Origin of the sequence: Flavobacterium sp. LC2016-13, assembly GCF_009707955.1 — a bacterium.
Lineage (GTDB): Bacteria > Bacteroidota > Bacteroidia > Flavobacteriales > Flavobacteriaceae > Flavobacterium.
Genome location: NZ_WMDQ01000003.1, coordinates 347,369 through 366,204, shown reverse-complemented (window position 1 = coordinate 366,204; position 18,836 = coordinate 347,369). Strand labels below are relative to the sequence as shown.

At 34.0% G+C, this 18,836-nt stretch carries 18 protein-coding genes; 15 read left to right on the top strand and 3 right to left on the bottom strand.

Annotated features, from left to right (window positions below):
* The first annotated feature begins 20 nt into the window (after window positions 1–20).
* From GKZ86_RS08650 to GKZ86_RS08605, 10 genes are all read left to right on the top strand, one after another.
* Window positions 21–2,162, top strand: coding sequence for a bifunctional aldolase/short-chain dehydrogenase (locus GKZ86_RS08650; RefSeq protein ID WP_154782714.1), 2,142 nt, complete (start codon window positions 21–23; stop codon window positions 2,160–2,162).
* 187 nt (window positions 2,163–2,349) lie between these two features.
* Window positions 2,350–3,624, top strand: coding sequence for a TIM barrel protein (locus GKZ86_RS08645; protein ID WP_154782713.1), 1,275 nt, complete (start codon window positions 2,350–2,352; stop codon window positions 3,622–3,624).
* 147 nt (window positions 3,625–3,771) lie between these two features.
* A complete protein-coding gene (locus GKZ86_RS08640) occupies window positions 3,772–5,133 on the top strand; it encodes an FGGY-family carbohydrate kinase (protein WP_154782712.1) in 1,362 nt (453 codons plus the stop codon).
* Window positions 5,134–5,635: 502 nt separating this feature from the next.
* The gene (locus GKZ86_RS08635) at window positions 5,636–6,376 is read left to right on the top strand and encodes a (Fe-S)-binding protein (RefSeq protein ID WP_154782711.1); all 741 of its coding nucleotides are present in this window, start codon (window positions 5,636–5,638) and stop codon (window positions 6,374–6,376) included.
* A 50-nt stretch (window positions 6,377–6,426) separates the two neighbouring features.
* Window positions 6,427–7,827 (top strand): lactate utilization protein B, encoded by a 1,401-nt coding sequence (locus tag GKZ86_RS08630; RefSeq protein WP_154782710.1) that lies wholly within the window; start codon window positions 6,427–6,429, stop codon window positions 7,825–7,827.
* Entirely contained in the window at window positions 7,820–8,407 is a 588-nt protein-coding gene (locus tag GKZ86_RS08625; RefSeq protein ID WP_154782709.1) for an LUD domain-containing protein, read from the top strand. The genes GKZ86_RS08630 and GKZ86_RS08625 overlap by 8 nt, the downstream gene beginning before the upstream one ends.
* Window positions 8,408–8,507: 100 nt before the next feature.
* A complete protein-coding gene (locus GKZ86_RS08620; protein WP_154782708.1) occupies window positions 8,508–9,404 on the top strand; it encodes a carbohydrate kinase in 897 nt (298 codons plus the stop codon).
* A gap of 554 nt (window positions 9,405–9,958) precedes the next feature.
* Window positions 9,959–10,360: a hypothetical protein gene (locus GKZ86_RS08615; RefSeq protein WP_154782707.1), complete on the top strand. Its 402-nt coding sequence runs from the start codon at window positions 9,959–9,961 to the stop codon at window positions 10,358–10,360.
* Between the two features lie 203 nt (window positions 10,361–10,563).
* On the top strand, window positions 10,564–10,947 hold the full coding sequence (locus tag GKZ86_RS08610; protein WP_154782706.1) for a helix-turn-helix transcriptional regulator: 384 nt from the start codon (window positions 10,564–10,566) through the stop codon (window positions 10,945–10,947).
* Between the two features lie 422 nt (window positions 10,948–11,369).
* A complete protein-coding gene (locus tag GKZ86_RS08605) occupies window positions 11,370–12,284 on the top strand; it encodes a type IX secretion system membrane protein PorP/SprF (RefSeq protein WP_154782705.1) in 915 nt (304 codons plus the stop codon).
* Window positions 12,285–12,369: 85 nt separating this feature from the next.
* Here GKZ86_RS08605 and GKZ86_RS08600 read toward each other — a convergent pair whose 3' ends face one another.
* A complete protein-coding gene (locus tag GKZ86_RS08600) occupies window positions 12,370–12,702 on the bottom strand; it encodes a YegP family protein (protein ID WP_154782704.1) in 333 nt (110 codons plus the stop codon).
* 103 nt (window positions 12,703–12,805) lie between these two features.
* Window positions 12,806–13,339, bottom strand: a complete 534-nt coding sequence (locus GKZ86_RS08595; protein WP_154782703.1) for an NADPH-dependent F420 reductase — start codon at window positions 13,337–13,339, stop codon at window positions 12,806–12,808.
* A gap of 227 nt (window positions 13,340–13,566) precedes the next feature.
* Between GKZ86_RS08595 and GKZ86_RS08590 the strand changes: the two genes are divergently transcribed.
* The 3 genes from GKZ86_RS08590 to GKZ86_RS08580 all read left to right on the top strand — a co-directional run bounded on the left by GKZ86_RS08590 (window position 13,567) and on the right by GKZ86_RS08580 (window position 15,912).
* Window positions 13,567–14,046: a copper resistance protein NlpE N-terminal domain-containing protein gene (locus GKZ86_RS08590; protein ID WP_154782702.1), complete on the top strand. Its 480-nt coding sequence runs from the start codon at window positions 13,567–13,569 to the stop codon at window positions 14,044–14,046.
* 149 nt (window positions 14,047–14,195) lie between these two features.
* On the top strand, window positions 14,196–15,320 hold the full coding sequence (locus GKZ86_RS08585) for an XdhC family protein (RefSeq protein ID WP_154782701.1): 1,125 nt from the start codon (window positions 14,196–14,198) through the stop codon (window positions 15,318–15,320).
* The gene (locus GKZ86_RS08580) at window positions 15,310–15,912 is read left to right on the top strand and encodes an NTP transferase domain-containing protein (protein ID WP_154782700.1); all 603 of its coding nucleotides are present in this window, start codon (window positions 15,310–15,312) and stop codon (window positions 15,910–15,912) included. Before GKZ86_RS08585 ends, GKZ86_RS08580 begins: the two co-directional genes overlap by 11 nt.
* On the opposite strand, the gene GKZ86_RS08575 is transcribed toward GKZ86_RS08580, so the two are convergent.
* On the bottom strand, window positions 15,902–17,038 hold the full coding sequence (locus GKZ86_RS08575) for a cysteine desulfurase family protein (protein ID WP_154782699.1): 1,137 nt from the start codon (window positions 17,036–17,038) through the stop codon (window positions 15,902–15,904). The genes GKZ86_RS08580 and GKZ86_RS08575 overlap by 11 nt on opposite strands.
* 175 nt (window positions 17,039–17,213) lie before the next feature.
* On the opposite strand from GKZ86_RS08575, the gene GKZ86_RS08570 reads away from it, so the two are divergent.
* Window positions 17,214–17,852, top strand: a complete 639-nt coding sequence (locus GKZ86_RS08570) for a (2Fe-2S)-binding protein (protein WP_154782698.1) — start codon at window positions 17,214–17,216, stop codon at window positions 17,850–17,852.
* Window positions 17,849–18,829, top strand: a complete 981-nt coding sequence (locus GKZ86_RS08565) for a xanthine dehydrogenase family protein subunit M (RefSeq protein WP_154782697.1) — start codon at window positions 17,849–17,851, stop codon at window positions 18,827–18,829. The genes GKZ86_RS08570 and GKZ86_RS08565 overlap by 4 nt, the downstream gene beginning before the upstream one ends.
* Window positions 18,830–18,836 lie beyond the last annotated feature (7 nt).

Here is an 18,836-nt window from a genome sequence, read left to right as displayed (position 1 = left end):
CCAAATATATTATAAAAACAATGTCGAATACAAATACAATCAATATGAATTTTAAGCACGTAAGCTATCTTTGGGATGAGAGTAAGGCAGCCGCATTGGCAGGAGATGAAGTAGGGCTTTTCATTTATCGTTCCAATTTGCTTGGGGCCGATTTGCGTTTAACCAATTACGGAGGAGGAAACACTTCTGTAAAAATCACTGACAAAGATCCTTTAACGGGAGCAAGTTCAGAGGTAATGTGGATCAAAGGTTCGGGAGGAGATATCGGAACACTGACCAAATCAGGCTGTGCGGCATTGTATTTAGACCGATTACGCAATTTGGAAAACGTTTACAAAGGAATTGAATTCGAAGATGAAATGGTAGAATTATTCAACCACTGTATTTTTGATTTGGCCTCAAAAGCACCTTCTATTGATACGCCTTTACACGGATTCTTACCCTTCAAACATATTGACCATTTACATCCCGATGCGGCAATTGCCATTGCAGCAGCGAAAGACGGGGCAAAAATCACCGAGGAATTATTCGACGGCGAAATAGGCTGGGTAGGCTGGCAGCGTCCGGGTTTCGACTTGGGATTACAATTAAGATCTTGTCTGGAAGAAGCCGGAAAAAAAGGCAAAAAACTAAGAGGAATTATGTTGGGTTCTCACGGATTATTTACCTGGGGAGATACATCATACGAAAGTTACATCAATACCCTTGAAGTAATCGAGAAATGCGCCACATATCTTGAGAATAACTACGGAAAAAAACGTCCTGTTTTTGGAGGACAAAAAATAGAAAGCCTGCCGGAAGAAGCCAGAAAACTAAAAGCAGCAAAAGTAGCACCGATCCTAAGAGGTTTCTGCTCGTCAGAACGCCAAATGATTGGACATTATACCGATGATAAAAGGGTTTTGGAATTCATCAACTCCAACGATCTGGAAAAACTGGCACCGCTTGGGACTTCCTGTCCGGACCACTTTTTAAGAACCAAAATCAGTCCATTGGTTTTAGAATTGGATCCAAACGAAGATCTATCCGATGTCAATGCCATCAAAGCCAAACTGACACCGGCTTTTGAGGCTTACAGAGCGATGTACAAGGATTATTACAATACATGTAAAAAAGAGAATTCACCGGCGATGCGTGACCCGAACCCTGTGGTGATTTTATATCCGGGAGTTGGAATGTTCACTTTTGCCAAAGATAAAACCATGGCACGTTTGGCATCAGAATATTATGTGAATGCCGTAAACGTGATGAAAGGCGCAGAAGCCGTTTCGGAATATACTTCATTGCCGCATCAGGAAGCTTTTGATATCGAATACTGGTTACTGGAAGAAGCCAAATTGCAAAGAATGCCAAAACCAAAAGCATTGTCAGGAAGAGTAGCTGTTATAACAGGCTCGGCAGGCGGAATAGGAAAAGCAATTGCAAAGAAATTCGCCCAGGAAGGCGCTTGCGTGGTGATCAACGATATCAACGAAGAACGTCTGCAGGAAGCAACAGCAGATTTTATCAAAACTTTCGGGAAAGATGCTATTGCAAGTACACTTTTAAACGTTACCGATGAAAAAAGTACTGAAAAAGCATTAGACCAGGCGTGTCTTGCTTTTGGAGGCGCTGATATTATTGTGAACAATGCCGGAATCAGCATCTCAAAATCGATAGCCGAACATACCCTTGAAGAATGGGACAGACTGTACGACATTTTGGTAAAAGGACAATTTATAGTATCGAAAGCCGGAATCGAGGTAATGCGCAAACAGGGATTTGGAGGCGATATTGTAAATATCGTATCAAAAAATGCCGTTGTTGCAGGACCAAACAACCCGGGTTACGGATCAGCGAAAGCGGCACAGGCACACTTAACACGCCTAATGGCAGCAGAGCTTGGACCGGATAAAATCCGTGTGAACACGGTAAATCCCGATGCCGTAATTTCAGACTCGAATATTTGGTCTGGAGGCTGGGCAGAAGGAAGAGCCAAAGCGTATGGTATTACGGTAGCAGAATTGCCGGCTTATTATGCCAAACGTACACTATTAAATGAAATCATATTGCCCGATGATATTGCCAATGCGTGTTTTGCCTTTGTTGGCGGATTCCTGAATAAATCAACAGGAAACGCCCTGAATGTAGACGGCGGAGTTGCAATGGGCTTTTATAGATAAAGACAGTTTTTTTTAAGTTTGTTTAAGCAAAAGTGGTTTTTTTGTGATCTAGCGTTCGATAATCTCGAACGTTAGTATTTAAAATAAAGAAGGTAATTTTTAAACAAACAAATAACATAAAATAGTATAGTAAAACAGGAATTCAAATTATATTTATAGATTGTAATTCCATTAAAAGAAAAATAATATGTTAATTGGATCAAACAAAATAGAATCTCATAATGATGAGTTATTAAAAAAACATCAAAATAAATTTGCTTTTACAGCATCAGAAGTTGGTGAAACAGAATCAATTATTCAAAAATTAATCGATTTTCAAATCGCGATTCCATCTTGGGCTTTAGGAACAGGAGGAACACGATTCGGACGTTTTGCAGGAGGCGGAGAACCACGTTCATTAGAAGAAAAAATCGAAGATGTTGGTTTGCTTCATGCATTAAACAATGCTTCAGGGGCTATTTCATTGCATATTCCCTGGGATATTCCAACAGATTATCAGGCAATCAAAAACTTAGCCGGACAACACGGATTAAAATTTGATGCCATGAACTCAAATACTTTTCAGGATCAGGCAAATCAGGAGCATTCTTATAAATTTGGTTCTTTACAAAACGCGAACAGAGCGATTCGTAAACAAGCAATTGCACATAATATCGAAGTTATCAAACACGGAATTGAATTAGGGTCAGAATCGTTAACAGTTTGGTTAGCAGACGGATCTTCTTTCCCGGGACAATTAAACTTCCGTAAAGCCTATCAAAACACTTTAGAAAGTTTAGAAGAAATCTACGATGCATTACCTTCAAACTGGAAATTATTTTTAGAATACAAATGTGCTGAACCTAATTTTTATTCTACAACTGTGGCAGATTGGGGACAATCGTATTCTTATGTAAAAAAATTAGGAGATAAAGCCCAAACATTAGTCGATTTAGGACATCATTTACCAAATGCGAATATCGAGCAAATTGTTTCTTTATTATTAATGGAAAACAAATTAGGCGGATTCCACTTTAATGATTCAAAATATGGCGATGACGATTTAACAGCCGGAGCTTTAAAACCATACCAATTATTCTTGATTTTTAATGAATTAGTAGAAGGAATGGATGCCAGAGGAATGAATCACGCCAAAGATTTAGGCTGGATGATCGATGCATCTCACAACATAAAAGATCCGTTAGAAGATTTATTACAATCTGTTGAAGCCATTATGATTGCGTATGCGCAGGCACTTTTGGTAGACAGAAAAGCGTTAGAAATTGCACAAGATGAAAATGATGTTGTAAAAGCACAGGAAATTCTGCAAAACGCATTCCGTACAGATGTTCGTGCTTTAGTTGCTGAAGCCCGTTTACGTTCAGGAGCAGCATTAAATCCGGTTGAATTATACCGCACTCTTACCGTTAGAAAAAACCTGATTGGAGAAAGAGGATTAAAAACGATGGCTACAGGCTTATAATAATTATGAATTATGAGTTATAAGTTAATAAACAATTGTTGATTATATTGATTGATATAAAGACAAAAGACTTAGCTTAATAACATTTTATTCTTCGGACAAAATCATAATTCAAAATTTACAATTCACAATTTACAATTAACTAAAATGAATGTAGTTGCAATTTTTGATATTGGTAAAACCAACAAAAAGGTATTTTTATTTAACGAAAATTATAAAATTGTCTGGGAGAAATCAGTAAATCTGGACGAAACAGTAGATGAAGATGGTTTTCCTTGTGAAGATATTGAGGTTCTCAAAAACTGGATTCTCGATCAATTATCAGAAATAAAAACACTGGAAAACTATGTTCTAAAAGCGATTAATTTTAGCACTTACGGAGCCAGTTTTGTTTATATTGATAAAGAAGGCAAGGTTTTAACGCCTTTGTACAATTATTTAAAAGAATATCCAAAAGCGCTAAAAACGGTTTTTTACAACAAATATAAAGGAGAAGAAGTTTTTGCAGTAAAAACAGCTTCTCCTGTTTTAGGAAGCCTAAATTCCGGAATGCAGATTTACCGATTAAAAGAAGAAAATCCGGATTTATTCGGGAAAGTAAAGTATTGCCTGCATTTACCGCAATACCTGAGTTTTCTTTTAACTGATGAAGCATACACGGATATTACAAGTATTGGATGTCATACCAATTTGTGGAATTTCAAAAAAATGAAATACCATAAATGGCTCAAAAATGAAGAAATATTGCCAAAATTGGCACCGCTTCATTACGGAAAAGATGTCATTAAAAAAGATGATGATGTAGCTGTAGGGATTGGTTTGCATGATAGTTCATCAGCCATTATTCCGTACACCATCAACTTTACAGAGCCATTTGTTTTGTTATCGACGGGAACCTGGAGTATTTCATTAAATCCATTTAATAACAAGGAACTAACGTTTGAAGAGCTTCGAAACGATTGTTTGTGTTATATGCAATACACCGAAAAACCGGTAAAAGCGGCACGTTTATTTTCTGGTAACGAACATGAAATACAAGCCAAAAGATTAGCAGAACATTTTAATGTTCCGTTTGATACTTTTAAAGACGTTTATTTTGATAAAAAGATAGTTTCAAACCTAAGAGCTTTAAACTTTCAAATCATTTATCCGAAGAAATATGATTTTGATATTCTTAAAGAATGTCCATTTCAAAAAAGAGATCTGGCTACGTTTAAAAATTACGACATAGCCTATCATCAATTGATGCTGGATTTGGTAGAACAACAGGTTTTTTCGACTAATTTAGTGATTCATAATAGTCCTGTAAAAAAGATTTTTGTGGACGGAGGATTTAGTAAAAATTCAATTTTTATGAATTTGCTTGCAGAAGCTTTTCCTGATGTAGAAGTATACGCGGCATCAATGGCGCAGGCAAGTGCTTTGGGCGCAGCGTTGGCAATTCATCAAAACTGGAACCCAAAACCAATTCAAAACGATTTAATTGATTTGAAATTTTACAAACACTAGAATTGAATTAAAAATTTAGAATTAAAAATTAAAATCTGCGTGAAAGAAAAAAAGAAAATAGAATAAAGAATAAAAATCTGCTCAATCTGCGAAATCTGCGAGAGAAAAAAGCAGCCACAGATTGATTACAAGATTAAAATGATTTTTGTTTCACGCAAATTTTGCAGATTCATGCAGATCAATGCAGATTAATTGGAATAATTATCTGTGCAAATCTGCCTAAATCATTTTGAATCTGCGTGAAACAAGAAAAGAATAAAGAATAAAGAATAAAAAATAAAAATCTGCTCAATCTGCCAAATCTGCGAGAGAAAAAAACAGCCACAGATTACAAGATTAAAATGATTTTTATTTCACGCAAATTTTGCAGATTCATGCAGATCAATGCAGATCAATGCAGATCAATGCAGATTAATGCAGATTAATTTGAATAATTATCTGTGCACATCTGCCTAAATCATTTTAAAATCTGCGTGAAAAAATAAAAATAATTACCAAGAATATGAAAATCGGACTTTTTATACCGTGCTATGTCGATCAGTTTTATCCAAAAGTGGGTATAGCAACCTATGAACTTTTACAGAAATTAGGATGCGAAGTACATTTTCCGATGGGACAAACCTGTTGCGGACAACCAATGGCTAATAGCGGTTATCAATATTTAACAAAAGGATGCGATGCCAATTTTATAGCCAATTTTACTGGTTTTGATTATATCGTTTGTCCGTCAGGAAGTTGTGTTTTGCATGTGAAAGAACATTTACATGATGAAAAGCAAGAAGAGTTGGCAACTGAAATGAGAAAAAAAGTATTCGAATTGACAGAGTTTATTACTGATATTCTTAAAGTAGATCATATCGAGGCGAGTTTTCCGTATAAAGTTGGAATGCACGTAAGTTGTCATGGTCAACGAGGCTTAAAGCTTTCGCAAATGACAGAATTAAACGCGCCATTTTTCTCAAAACCCGAACAATTATTAAGCAATATAAAAGGTTTGGATTTGGTTTCGCTGGCAAGAAAAGATGAATGTTGTGGTTTTGGAGGAACATTTTGCGTTACAGAAGAAGCCGTTTCTGTAAAAATGGGACAAGACAGAATCAAAGACCATGAAAATCATCATGTTGATTATATAACCGGTGGCGATATGTCGTGTTTAATGCATTTAGAAGGAATTCTGAAAAGACAAAAAAGCAACATAAAAACCATTCATATTGCCGAAATTTTAAATTCGTTCGAAAACTAAAAGATTTAGAAATTCACATAATTTCAAAATTTACTTTTAATTCATAAAAGATGTCTTCAAAAAAAATAATCGAACATAGCGAAGCCGCAACACGTTTTAATAAAGATGTAGAACGTGTAAACTGGCATGATGAAACGCTTTGGTTTGTTCGTGAAAAGCGTGACAAAGCCGCACATCAAATTCCGGATTGGGAATTACTTCGTGAAACAGCTTCGCAAATAAAAAATAATGTACTCTCTAATATTCATGATTATTTAATTGAATTTGAGGCAAATGCTCAAAAAAACGGCATTATTGTACATTGGGCAGCCGATGCCAAAGAACATAATGAAATTGTGCATTCGATCATGGCAAAACATGACGTAAAGCAAATGGTGAAATCAAAATCGATGCTTACGGAAGAATGTCATTTGAATGATTATTTAGCCGAAAAAGGTATAGAAGTAATCGATTCTGACTTAGGAGAATATATTGTTCAGCTTCGTAAAGAACCACCAAGTCATATCGTTCTACCAGCCATTCACCTTAAAAAAGAAGATGTAAGCGAAACTTTTCATGAACATTTAGGAACAGAAAAAGGGAATATAGATCCTCAATATTTAACCGAATCTGCAAGGTTAAGTTTAAGAAATACCTTCTTAACCAGAAAAGTAGCTTTAACCGGAGTTAATTTTGCCATTGCCGAAACAGGAGAAATCGTAGTTTGTACTAATGAAGGAAACGCTGATATGGGTGCACATTTAGCCGACGTTCATATTGCCTGTATGGGATTTGAAAAACTGATTCCGCAACGAAAACATCTTGGCGTTTTCCTAAGATTATTAGCGAGAAGTGCAACAGGACAACCGATTACGACTTTTTCAAGTCATTTTAAAAAACCAAGAGACGGAAAAGAAATTCATATTGTTATTGTCGATAATGGCAGAAGCACACAATTAGGACGAGAAGATTTTAGAAATTCTCTAAAATGCATTCGCTGTGGCGCGTGTATGAATACTTGTCCGGTTTACAGAAGAAGTGGCGGACACAGTTATCATAATGCTGTTGCCGGACCAATTGGCGCTATTTTGGCACCTAATCTCGATATGAGCAAAAATGCCGATTTACCATTTGCAAGTACGCTTTGTGGTTCTTGTACCAATGTTTGTCCCGTAAAAATTGACATTCACGATCAATTATACAAATGGCGTCAGGTTTTGGTTAAAGAAGGGCATACGCCAGCAGCAAAAACAGTTGCGATGAAAACAATGGCAACCGTTTTGGCGAATCCAACAATCTTTAATATTGCCGGAAAATCAGGAAGATTTGTAATGAAAAACATTCCATCGTTAGTCAATAATAAAATGAACAAATGGTACGACCAACGCGAAATGCCAGCTGTTCCGCAAGAATCTTTTAGAGAATGGTACAAGAAGAATTCAAGAGAATCTAAAGCGAAAAAAGATGAGTAGTAAAGCTGAAATTCTAAAAAAAATAAAACAGAATCAACCTGGTTTCGTTACAGAACTTCCAAATTTAAATGTTTTGGGATCTGAGCATTTTGATATTCTTCAAACCTATAAAACGATATTGAAAAATATTGGAGGAGATTCTGTAGAAGTTGCGAATTACGACGAAATCATCAACTACATAAAAACAAATTATGCAGTCGAAAAGAGAATCATTTCAACAATTCCCGAGCTTTCTGAAATTGCGAGATTAGACTGGACAAATGATGATGCGCATTCGCTCCAAAATGTTGAATTAACGATTATAAAAGCGCATTTTGGCGTTGCAGAAAATAGTGCTCTTTGGGTAACCGATGCTGTTTTAGGGCAACGAGTTTCGCCTTTTATTGCGCAATATCTGGCAATTATAGTACATAAAAAAGATCTTGTTGCAACAATGCATCAGGCTTATGAGAGAATTGGAAATCAGGAATACGGTTTCGGAACTTTTATAGCAGGTCCGTCAAAAACAGCAGATATTGAGCAATCTTTAGTTTTAGGAGCGCATGGAGCAAGAGGATTAATCGTTTTTTTATTAGATTAAAAATTAAAAAAATATTTTTATCTTTATATTATATCAAAAAAGAGGGCAATTGATCGCCCTTTTTTTGTTTGTATAAGTAAGGAAATAAAATAATCTTAGAATGAATAACGATAAAAATCTTAAAGCAGTAGCTTACGGAGAAGTACTTTGGGATGTTTTTGGCAATGAAAAAAAAATTGGCGGAGCACCACTAAATGTAGCATTACGAATGAAAACATTAGGTTGTGAAGTTGCCATGATAAGCTGTGTTGGAATAGATGAAGATGGAGGCGCAATACTAACTCAGGTGAAACAATTAGGACTTGAAACTGATGCTATTATGCAATCAGAATCATTTCCGACAGGATTGGTCAATGTTACTTTAAACGAAACCGGTTCGGCAAGTTATGTGATCAATTATCCATCAGCCTGGGATAAAATTGTGCTAAATGATTTGGCGAAAAATTTGGTTACAAATGCTGATGTTTTGATCTATGGCAGTTTAGTTTGCCGTGACGAAGTTTCAAGAAAATCACTTGAAGAATTGTTAGAAACAAAAGTTTATAAAGTATTTGATGTCAATTTAAGAAAACCTCATTATTCATACGAAATCCTGGAGCAATTGATGCTTTCCGCTGATTTTATAAAGTTTAATGATGAAGAAATAATTGAAATTGCCACAGCTTTGGGATCATCTTTTACTAGTATTGAAGAAAACGTGAATTATATCTCAGCAAAAACGAACACAAAAGCTATTTGTGTAACCAGAGGCAAAGATGGCGCCTTGCTTTTTTGGAAAGGGAAATTTTATGAAAATGATGGATATCCCGTTAAAGTTGCAGATACGGTAGGCGCGGGAGATTCATTTTTGGCAACTTTGATAACGTATTTACTCAAAGATACAGAACCTCAAAAAGCAATTGATTTTGCTTGTGCCGTTGGAGCTTTGGTTGCCGCAGCTCCCGGAGCAAATCCCAAAATTTCATTTACGAGAATTCAAGATATGATTAATAATTAAAAAATGCCCGCAATTTCTGCGGGCATTTTCATTATATACCATTATGAAGTACACAAAACAGATCAGAAGTTAATTCTTACTTATAACATTACAAGTGAAAAAATAACATTGAAAATTAATTTTTAACTAAAAAAGTGAATTTTTTCAAATTGAATTAAACGTGCTTATTTTATAATATTAAGATAAAAGCTATAAAACAGTTGTTTGTTTTTTTTACAATCTTTATAAACAAAACAGATTTAATATTTTTTTGAAAAGCATCACGGATTTCAAGGCCAACGCAAAAAAAATAACATAAGTAAATCCCTAAACGGGAAAATCAAAAAATAAGTAAAAATTTATATTTAGATTGAATTACAACTCATAGTTATATTCTATAAGAGGGTTTGTAAGAATAAGATAGTAGATTATGCGTAATATTGCGACTCCAAGGTTTATTTAGATTTTTAGCTTCTTTTATGCCAAAATTTAAAAAATGAAATTGATTTTTGAGCTGCCACTTGGTTTAAGTTTTTTACAACAAATTCTCGTGTTATAATAAAGATTAATTAATTATGTTCATTACCCTTACGCATGACCAAGTCCAGTTTTACTACGGATCAGAACACTGGCAATACAATTTTAATGAAATTGTAGAACTCGGATTACTGAAAAAAAAGAAATCCTACCTTTTTGAAAATAGTGTTTTTGTTACCGTCACAGCTTTAGCCTATTATTTTTTGATATTTTCAGATATAGTTGAGTTGTATTACATAATACCTGTTTTACTGTGTTACACAATTTTAATTATTTTGAGATTTCATAACGACCCTGAATTCGACTATTATGTTATTGTAAAAGATATTTATAAAAAAGAAATTAAGACCAAAATTAACGCTTTCGATCGACCTGCCATCGGAAAACAAATTGATCAGTATTTGAATTTGAAGTTTGATCGAATTTTACAAATTACATAAAGCTTCAGAAGAAAATGAATAAATTAATATTCGGAATATCAAATTTCGATTTTGCATTTATGTTTATTGCAATTGTGTATGGTTTTATCATTATCAATAAAAGAAAACAGAAAAAAAAATAACTGCTTCATTATCCTACAAATGTAGTAGTTTATAAGATTATCCATTGTAGTAATAGCTATACCATCCCCCAAATAAAGTTTATGGCCACTTCAATAAAAAATAAAATAAAAAGCATAAGAGAGCTTAAGAATTATACGCAGGAATATATGGCAGATCAACTAGGTGTCACGCAGGCAGGTTACAGTAAAATTGAAAAAGGAAAAACCATTCTTTCTTATATAAAATTAGTTGAAATTGCCAAAATATTAGAAGTTAGCGTAGAAGACATTATTAGTTTTGACAGTCAAAAATACTTCAATAATTTCAATAACGTAAAAGGAAACAATAATGGCAGTATTATGATAAATGCCGATAATGAAACCTTAAAAACACTCTACGAAGATAAAATAAAACTCCTCGAAAAACTTTTAAAAAAAACAGAAGAAGAGTTATGTCGCTATAAAAAAAAATTCGGACAAATTTAAAAATTGACCCAGACACAAAAATATAAATCCTTAAAGAATAATAACTTCAGGAAATATTTTTATTAATAAAGTAACTATTTGATTATTAGTATTTTATGATTAGTTATATTTACATCTAATTAAAATTAAAGAAAGATTGTTTTTTACACCTACTACTTAATTTCAGTGCATAATTTGCATTAAATTCTTCCTTTAATTGTTTCATGCCAATTAATTAATATTTTTTCTCAACCCGTACCGTAAACATGTTATCCTAAATAATATTTGTTTATGCATGCTATTTTTTGTTCTGCCGTTAACGATTCTACGCCTTGAAATAAAACAACTTATGCCAAGGGTACATGTTCTTTAGAAAGACATTGCTTATCAGTTTTTTTATCACTGTAATAATTAAATGTTTGATAACTCTAATAAGTAAATCTATGAAGAATAAATTACTCTTTTTAATGTTATTTTTATTTTGCACATTTAGTATCTCAGCACAGCAAGAGTCACAATATTCGCAATATATGTATAATACTATGACTTTTAATCCCGGTTATACAGGATCAAGACAAGTAGCAACAACAATGGGTTTATACAGAACGCAATGGGTAGGTTTGGATGGCGCACCAACAACGATGAATTTTTCAATCCAGACCCCAATTGGTTCCGGTGCCAATGGCATTGGTTTGGATATCGTAAATGATGAAATTGGTCCTGCAAGTAATATTGGCTTAATGGCAAATTTTGCTTATACCATTTTAGGGGGCACAGATATAAAATATTCATTTGGTATTTGTGGCGGTTTCGATAATTTTTCAGTCGATTATTCCATGTTAAATCCTGAAAATCCTGATCCGAATTTTGTTGGAGAAATGTCTCAGTTTTCGCCAAATGTAGGCGTTGGTTTTTACATACATTCTCCTGATTGGTACATCGGTTTATCATCTCCAAAATTATTAAAAACCAATTTTTATGATGATGTTAAAGAAACTGTCTATTCGGCAAAATCACAATTTTATATTATTGCAGGTTATGTACTAAATCTAAATCCTAATTTAAAATTTAAACCGGCGACTTTGGTAAAAGCCGTTTTTGGTGCGCCAATTTCAGTAGATGTATCCGCAAGTTTTTTAATAAACGATAAATTTACCGTTGGGGCAGCATACCGTTGGGATGCCGCTGTAAGTGCATTGGCCGGTTTTCAGGTTACAGACATAATACAAATTGGGTATGGATACGATCATGATACCACAGGAATAGGAAATTATAACTCAGGCTCTCATGAATTATTTTTAAGATTTGACTTAATAAGGAAATCAAAAGCCAGACTCGTAACGCCAAGATTCTTCTAATGATTTAAATACTGGCTCGATAGCTTATAACAAAAAAGGTTCTACTTGCGCAGAACCTTTTTTATGTAAATGATATTATGATTATCTATACTGTTTGATCATCTGTAGTTGCTGACGGAGCATTTGTTTTTACTGATTCAATCCCGTTTTCTCTGGCAGCAGTACTTTCATACATTTCGCTATTACCAATTATTTGACCGTTAGAAGCTTTTAAATTGAAATACGGTTTTCCGTTGCTAGATTCTTTTCTGTCAAAACGAGAATCATCCTGCGAATTCGTTTTTACAGATTCAATCCCATTCGTAGCGCCAGCTTTTGAAGAATAACCCTCACTAGTTAAAATAGTTTGCCCATTTCCGGCTTTTAAATTAAATTGAAATTCTCCGTTCGCTCTTTTAGTAATTACAAATTTTCCCATAGTTTTTGGTTTAGGTTGTGTATTAGAATTTATTACATTATAAAAATACAAAACTTCATTATACAAAATATATTGTAGAAAAAAATAATTGTTTTTATAGTAATTAATTAACGTAACCAGCGAGATCGACTCCGGAAAAGTTTAACGTTTCTAAAAATACCTTCACATTATTTTTTGCTCTTCGATTATCTCCGGCATAAAATATTTTTGTTTTTTCATGAGTTTTTCTATCATTTGAAATTGTTGGCTGTTCTATTGCATTAAATATTTTTACGACATGTGCAGCTGGTAATAAAGACGTTACAAGATCGCATGACGATTGCCCTGAAACAGTAGATAAAAAAGATTTTAGGTTAAAAATAGGATTGTTTGTGTGTAATATTGTCTTTCCCGTCATGTCAGGCAAGTTATCGATAGAAATTTCCAAATCTTCTCGCGGAATAAAAAGAATTATAATCTCGGCTTCAGCAGCTTCTTGTGTGCTTACCAGTTTTACATTTTTGCCCATTTTTTGAGCAATTTCTTTTAAAGTATTCGTGCCACGCGGATTACTAATCAATACTTCATGTCCAGATTCAGCGGCTCTATGAGCATAGTCTAAAGTAATAAAACCGGTTCCAATAATTCCTATTTTCATAATATCAATTTTTTTATTGTTCCTAAATAGCTTATTTAATCAATAATAAGAAATGGTTTCTTATTATTTAGTGAATTTAAAAAAAGCTAACGTCTTGGTTTACCGTAGTTTTACCTGTTTTAAAGTTGCTAATGTTAAATAATTGTATAGTAATTTCATCCTTTCAAATGTTATCAAATACAGAAGAATATTATTTAGTAAGATATTTAATATATTTGTAGAAAAACATGAGAAATTTAGTACTTATATTTGCTGTAGCAGGACAATTAATTTCCTGTAATTCTAAAAAAAATGAGCAAATAATTAAACCATTATCAAAAGAGAACCCAGTTATAGCAAAGGATAGCTTAATTAAAGTAAATATTTACGAAGGTCTTTTGCCTTGTGCTGATTGTAGCGGAATTGAAACGGTATTGAAAATTTATCAAGGAGATGGAACAATAGAAAGTTATAAGTTTGAATTGACAACTATTTATAAAGGAAAACAACCCGAAAAAACCTTTACTCAAAAAGGCAACTTTAATTATGAAAGAGGATTAGAAAACGATCCTGACGGAACAATTTATGTGCTTAATTGGGACAAGCCGGAATCTGATCGAATTTATTACGGATACAAAAGTGAAAATCCCAAAAAGATGTATCTCTTAACCAATAAAAGAGAAATCATTAAATCAGAATTAAATTATTTTTTGACCTTAAAAAAATAATTCACACCATAATTTTAAGAATAAAATGTAATTTTTAAATACGAATATTATAAACTTAATCGCATTCAATACGATTAAGTTTGTAATATTTTCTATTTTTAATACATCAAAAACAATCAGCACTATTTAAGCTGATCGTATTTATTCTTATGAGGGAAATTACAGAAATTCTAAGAGCATATTCAGAAGCAAAAAAAGCCAATAAAAAGACCGCTCTTGCCACCGTTGTCAAAGTAGAAGGATCTTCTTATCGCCAGCCCGGAGCACGCATGCTCGTTACCGAAGATGGAAACCTGACAGGAGCTATCAGCGGAGGTTGTTTAGAAGGCGATGCGTTACGAAAAGCTTTACTCGCTATAAATCAACAGCAAAATAAACTCATTACATATAATACAAGTAATGAAAATGATAGTGAAGTTGGCTTGCAATTAGGCTGTAACGGCATCGTACATATTCTGTTTGAGTATATTGATGATAATATTCAAAATAATCCGATAAAGCTTTTACAAGAATTAAAATGGGAGCGAAAAGGAGCAGTTGTCGGAACTTTATTTTCCTTAAAAAGAAATGCAGCACAAATTGGAACCATATTATTTTATAGAGAAAACCAGCCCTTTTTATTTCAAAATGATATCGCATTGAATATTTTTTCGGAGGTAAAAGATACACTGCAGTATAAAACTTCAATCATAAAAAAAATAGAAGACAACAACGAAAACGAAGCACTTTTAGAGTATATAAATCCTCCCGTTTCAATTGTTATTATCGGAGCAGGAAATGATGTTCAGCCACTTGCAAAAATGGCCGAAATTTTAGGCTGGGAAATTACAGTAGGAGAAGGCCGCGCCACACACGCCACACAAAAGAGATTTCCCGAAGCAAAACAAGTATTTGTTAGCAAACCCGAACAATTATTAGAAAACATAACAATTGACGATCAGGTTTATTTCGTATTAATAACCCACAATTACAAATATGATTTAGCAATGCTAAAATTGCTGTTAGAAACAAATTGTACTTACATTGGAATTCTTGGTCCGAAAACAAAATTAAACCGAATGCTCGATGATTTGCAAAACGAAGGCATAACGATTAATGAGGAACAATTAAACAGAATTTATGGTCCAATCGGACTTGATATTGGCGCTGAAACATCAGAAGAAATTGCCCTTTCGATAATAGCTGAAATTAAAGCCGTAATAAGTGCCAGAAAAGGAACTTCTTTAAAATTTAAAACAGAAAAAATACATAATACAACTGTTTATGAAAGATGACATCTTAAATAAAACGGGCATCGTTATTTTGGCTGCAGGAAGTTCTGCGAGATTAGGACAGCCCAAACAGTTGTTGGCTTATAAAAACACAACACTTTTAAAAAACACAATAAAAGAAGCATCGTTAATTCGAAACGCAATACTTATTGTTGTAACAGGTTCAAATCATGCATTGATAAAAGAAGAAATCAAAACAGATGAAATCAAAATAAGCTATAATCCGGATTGGGAAATTGGAATGTCATCATCAATAGCAAAAGGATTAAGTGATTTATTATTGGAATATCCGCAAATTGAAAAATGTATTTTTGCCGTTTGCGATCAGCCGTATGTTTCAAATATTATTTTTGAAAATTTAATGGATCAATACGAAAAAAACAACAAAGGAATTATAGCTTCTGCTTACGCCGGAACATTGGGAACGCCTGTACTTTTCGATAAAAAATATTTTAAAGAATTGTTAGCGTTAAAAGGGCAGGAAGGAGCAAAAAAAATAATCAATAGATTTTTAGAAGATACAGTTTCGGTTCCGTTTGAAAAAGGAAACATTGATATCGATACTCCGGAAGATTATAATAACCTTATTTCCTAAATTGAATAACTAAATCATGAACTCTTAGAATAGTTTCTTCAATTTCATCTAAAGTTGTAAACCTTCCCAAACTAAAACGAATCGAACTCAGCGCTTCTTCATCAGATAATCCCAAAGCTTTTAATACATGCGAAGGTTCTGAAGTTACCGCAGAACACGAAGATCCGTTAGAAACGGCAATATTCTGTAACGCAATAATCAACCTTTCAGAATTAACTCCCGGAAAACAAATGTTGCAAGTATTGTAAATTCTGTTTTGCGTATTTCCATTTACAAAAGAACCTTCAATTTGCAATAAACCTTTTTCAAGTTTATCTCGTAATTCAGTTATTCTTTTTTGATCGCTTTCTAATTCATTTTCAGCAATTTCGCAAGCTTTACCTAAGCCAATAATTCCAGAAACATTTAGCGTTCCGCTGCGTAATTTTCGTTGTTGTCCGCCGCCGTGCAATTGAGTTTCCGGTTTTACTTTTAAAGATGAAGAAATGTATAAAGCACCAACACCTTTTGGTCCGTAAAATTTATGTGCAGAAAGAACTAAAAAATCAATTCCAAGTTTTTTTACATCCAAAGGAATTTTTCCAACAGCCTGAGTTGCATCACACATAAGCAACACATTTTTAGCATGCGCTATGGCAGAAATTGATTTAATATCCTGCATGACACCAATTTCATTATTTGATTTCATTATAATGATAATCAGTGTTTTATCTGTAACTGATTCGTTTAAAAGATGAAGATCTAAAAGTCCGTCAGAAGCAACAGGCAAATACGTCACATCAAACCCAATTGTCTCCATATAGTGACAGGTTTCCAAGACCGCTTTGTGTTCAGTGGCAACTGTAATAATATGTTTTTTATCCTGATTAGAAAGTCCTTTTATCGCTAAATTAATAGCTTCTGTAGCTCCGGAAGTAAATATGATTTCATCTTCATTAGCCCCAATTAAATTTGCAGTTTGCCAGGCAGCATTTTCTACAGCTTCATTTACTGTTAATCCTGCTAAATGGCTACTGCTGGCATTCGCATAATTTTCTGTAAAATACGGAAGCATAACTGCTAAAACACGTTCATCAACGCGTGTAGTTGCATTATTATCGAGATATATAATGGGTTGATGAGGCATAATTAAGACTTAGTCTTGTAAAATTACAATTTAGAATTTTAATGTAATAGTATTTCTCTCAATTGAAATTATTCTAAATAAGGTTTTGGTGTGAATTTTATAACTTTTTCTCATCTAAGATCGTTAAATTTGTTAGGATTACCTAGATTGATTTGCTAATTTAATACAGAAATGAATGGCTGCTAAAAAAACAATCAACCATAAAGCAACAGAAGACGAGTCGAATTCTCGTCGTGACTTTATAAAAAAATCAGGACTTTTTACCGCTCTCGCCCTGACACCGCCTTCTTTGGTGATGGCGTCAGAGAATAAATGGGATGAAAAAATAGCTGAATATTTAGAAACAGTTCCACTTTCTATTGAAATAAATGGCAAAAAGCACGATCTTAACATTGAGCCAAGAACAACTTTACTCGATTTACTTAGAGAAAATTTACAGTTAACAGGAACAAAAAAAGGTTGCGATCACGGCCAATGCGGTGCTTGCACGGTTCATGTAAACGGAACCCGAATTTTGTCGTGTTTAACTTTGGCATCAATGCAGCAAAATGCACAGGTTACGACCATCGAAGGATTATCCAAAGGAAAAAAATTACACCCAATGCAGGAAGCTTTCATTAAAAATGACGGTTTTCAATGCGGATATTGCACGCCCGGACAAATTATGTCGGGAATTGCCTGTATTAAAGAAGGACACGCTAACAGCAGAGAAGAAATTAAAGAATATATGAGTGGTAATATTTGCAGATGCGGAGCTTATCATAACATTGTTGATGCCATTACCGAAGTTAAGGAAGGAGGGAAGGAATTATGAAAAACTTTCAAATAATCAGAGCATTATCATCCGGTTCAGCCGTTTCCAGTATTAACAAGGAAAATTCAGCCATGTTTATTGCGGGCGGAACAAACCTAGTTGATTTGATGAAAAAAAACGTGGTTGCTCCGGACAAACTTGTAGATATTACGGGTTTAGATTTAAAGAAAATTGAATTCCTGACCGGAAAAGTTTCTATAGGCGCATTGGCAAAAAATAGTCAGGTTGCCGAAGATAAATCAATCAAAGAAAAACATCCTTTGTTAGCTTTGGCTTTAGCGGCCGGAGCTTCTCAACAAATAAGACACATGGCGACTGTGGGCGGAAATATGTTACAACGTACACGTTGTTCGTATTTTTATAATACAGATATGCCATGCAATAAACGTGTTCCTAAAAGTGGCTGTGGCGCAATTGGAGGTTCAAACAGAATGCATGCTATTTTTGGTGCTTCTGATAGCTGTATTGCCGTTCATCCAAGTGATATGTGTGTGGCACTTGCAGCATTAGACGCGACAGTTTTAGTGGAAGGCCCGAAAGGAAAAAGAGAAATTAAGTTTACAGATTTTCATCGCCTTCCGGGAAATACACCGGAAAAAGACAACACGCTTCAAAATAAAGAACTCATTACTTCAGTAGAAATTCCGGATAATAATTTCACCAAAAACATTCATTATTTAAAAGTACGTGACCGAAGCAGTTATGCTTTTGCATTAATCTCTGTGGCCGTTGCTTTAGATATTCAAAACAACACAATAAATAATGCCAGACTTGCGATGGGCGGCGTGGCACATAAACCTTGGCGATTGACTGAAGCAGAAGAATTTTTGAAAGGGAAAACAGTTTCTGAAACTATTTTTAAACAAGCAGCAGACCTGGCTATGAAAGGCGCAAGAAGTTACGGTGACAATGATTTTAAATTGACACTCGGACCAAACGCCATCACAGAAGCATTAACAATAGCAGCATCTAAATAATTCGAAT

Coding starts and splice junctions, on each gene's coding strand:
- GKZ86_RS08650 (WP_154782714.1), top strand. CDS start 21: ATGTCGAATACAAATACAATCAATATGAATTTTAAGCACGTAAGCTAT.
- GKZ86_RS08645 (WP_154782713.1), top strand. CDS start 2,350: ATGTTAATTGGATCAAACAAAATAGAATCTCATAATGATGAGTTATTA.
- GKZ86_RS08640 (WP_154782712.1), top strand. CDS start 3,772: ATGAATGTAGTTGCAATTTTTGATATTGGTAAAACCAACAAAAAGGTA.
- GKZ86_RS08635 (WP_154782711.1), top strand. CDS start 5,636: ATGAAAATCGGACTTTTTATACCGTGCTATGTCGATCAGTTTTATCCA.
- GKZ86_RS08630 (WP_154782710.1), top strand. CDS start 6,427: ATGTCTTCAAAAAAAATAATCGAACATAGCGAAGCCGCAACACGTTTT.
- GKZ86_RS08625 (WP_154782709.1), top strand. CDS start 7,820: ATGAGTAGTAAAGCTGAAATTCTAAAAAAAATAAAACAGAATCAACCT.
- GKZ86_RS08620 (WP_154782708.1), top strand. CDS start 8,508: ATGAATAACGATAAAAATCTTAAAGCAGTAGCTTACGGAGAAGTACTT.
- GKZ86_RS08615 (WP_154782707.1), top strand. CDS start 9,959: ATGTTCATTACCCTTACGCATGACCAAGTCCAGTTTTACTACGGATCA.
- GKZ86_RS08610 (WP_154782706.1), top strand. CDS start 10,564: ATGGCCACTTCAATAAAAAATAAAATAAAAAGCATAAGAGAGCTTAAG.
- GKZ86_RS08605 (WP_154782705.1), top strand. CDS start 11,370: ATGAAGAATAAATTACTCTTTTTAATGTTATTTTTATTTTGCACATTT.
- GKZ86_RS08600 (WP_154782704.1), bottom strand. CDS start 12,702: ATGGGAAAATTTGTAATTACTAAAAGAGCGAACGGAGAATTTCAATTT.
- GKZ86_RS08595 (WP_154782703.1), bottom strand. CDS start 13,339: ATGAAAATAGGAATTATTGGAACCGGTTTTATTACTTTAGACTATGCT.
- GKZ86_RS08590 (WP_154782702.1), top strand. CDS start 13,567: ATGAGAAATTTAGTACTTATATTTGCTGTAGCAGGACAATTAATTTCC.
- GKZ86_RS08585 (WP_154782701.1), top strand. CDS start 14,196: ATGAGGGAAATTACAGAAATTCTAAGAGCATATTCAGAAGCAAAAAAA.
- GKZ86_RS08580 (WP_154782700.1), top strand. CDS start 15,310: ATGAAAGATGACATCTTAAATAAAACGGGCATCGTTATTTTGGCTGCA.
- GKZ86_RS08575 (WP_154782699.1), bottom strand. CDS start 17,038: ATGCCTCATCAACCCATTATATATCTCGATAATAATGCAACTACACGC.
- GKZ86_RS08570 (WP_154782698.1), top strand. CDS start 17,214: ATGGCTGCTAAAAAAACAATCAACCATAAAGCAACAGAAGACGAGTCG.
- GKZ86_RS08565 (WP_154782697.1), top strand. CDS start 17,849: ATGAAAAACTTTCAAATAATCAGAGCATTATCATCCGGTTCAGCCGTT.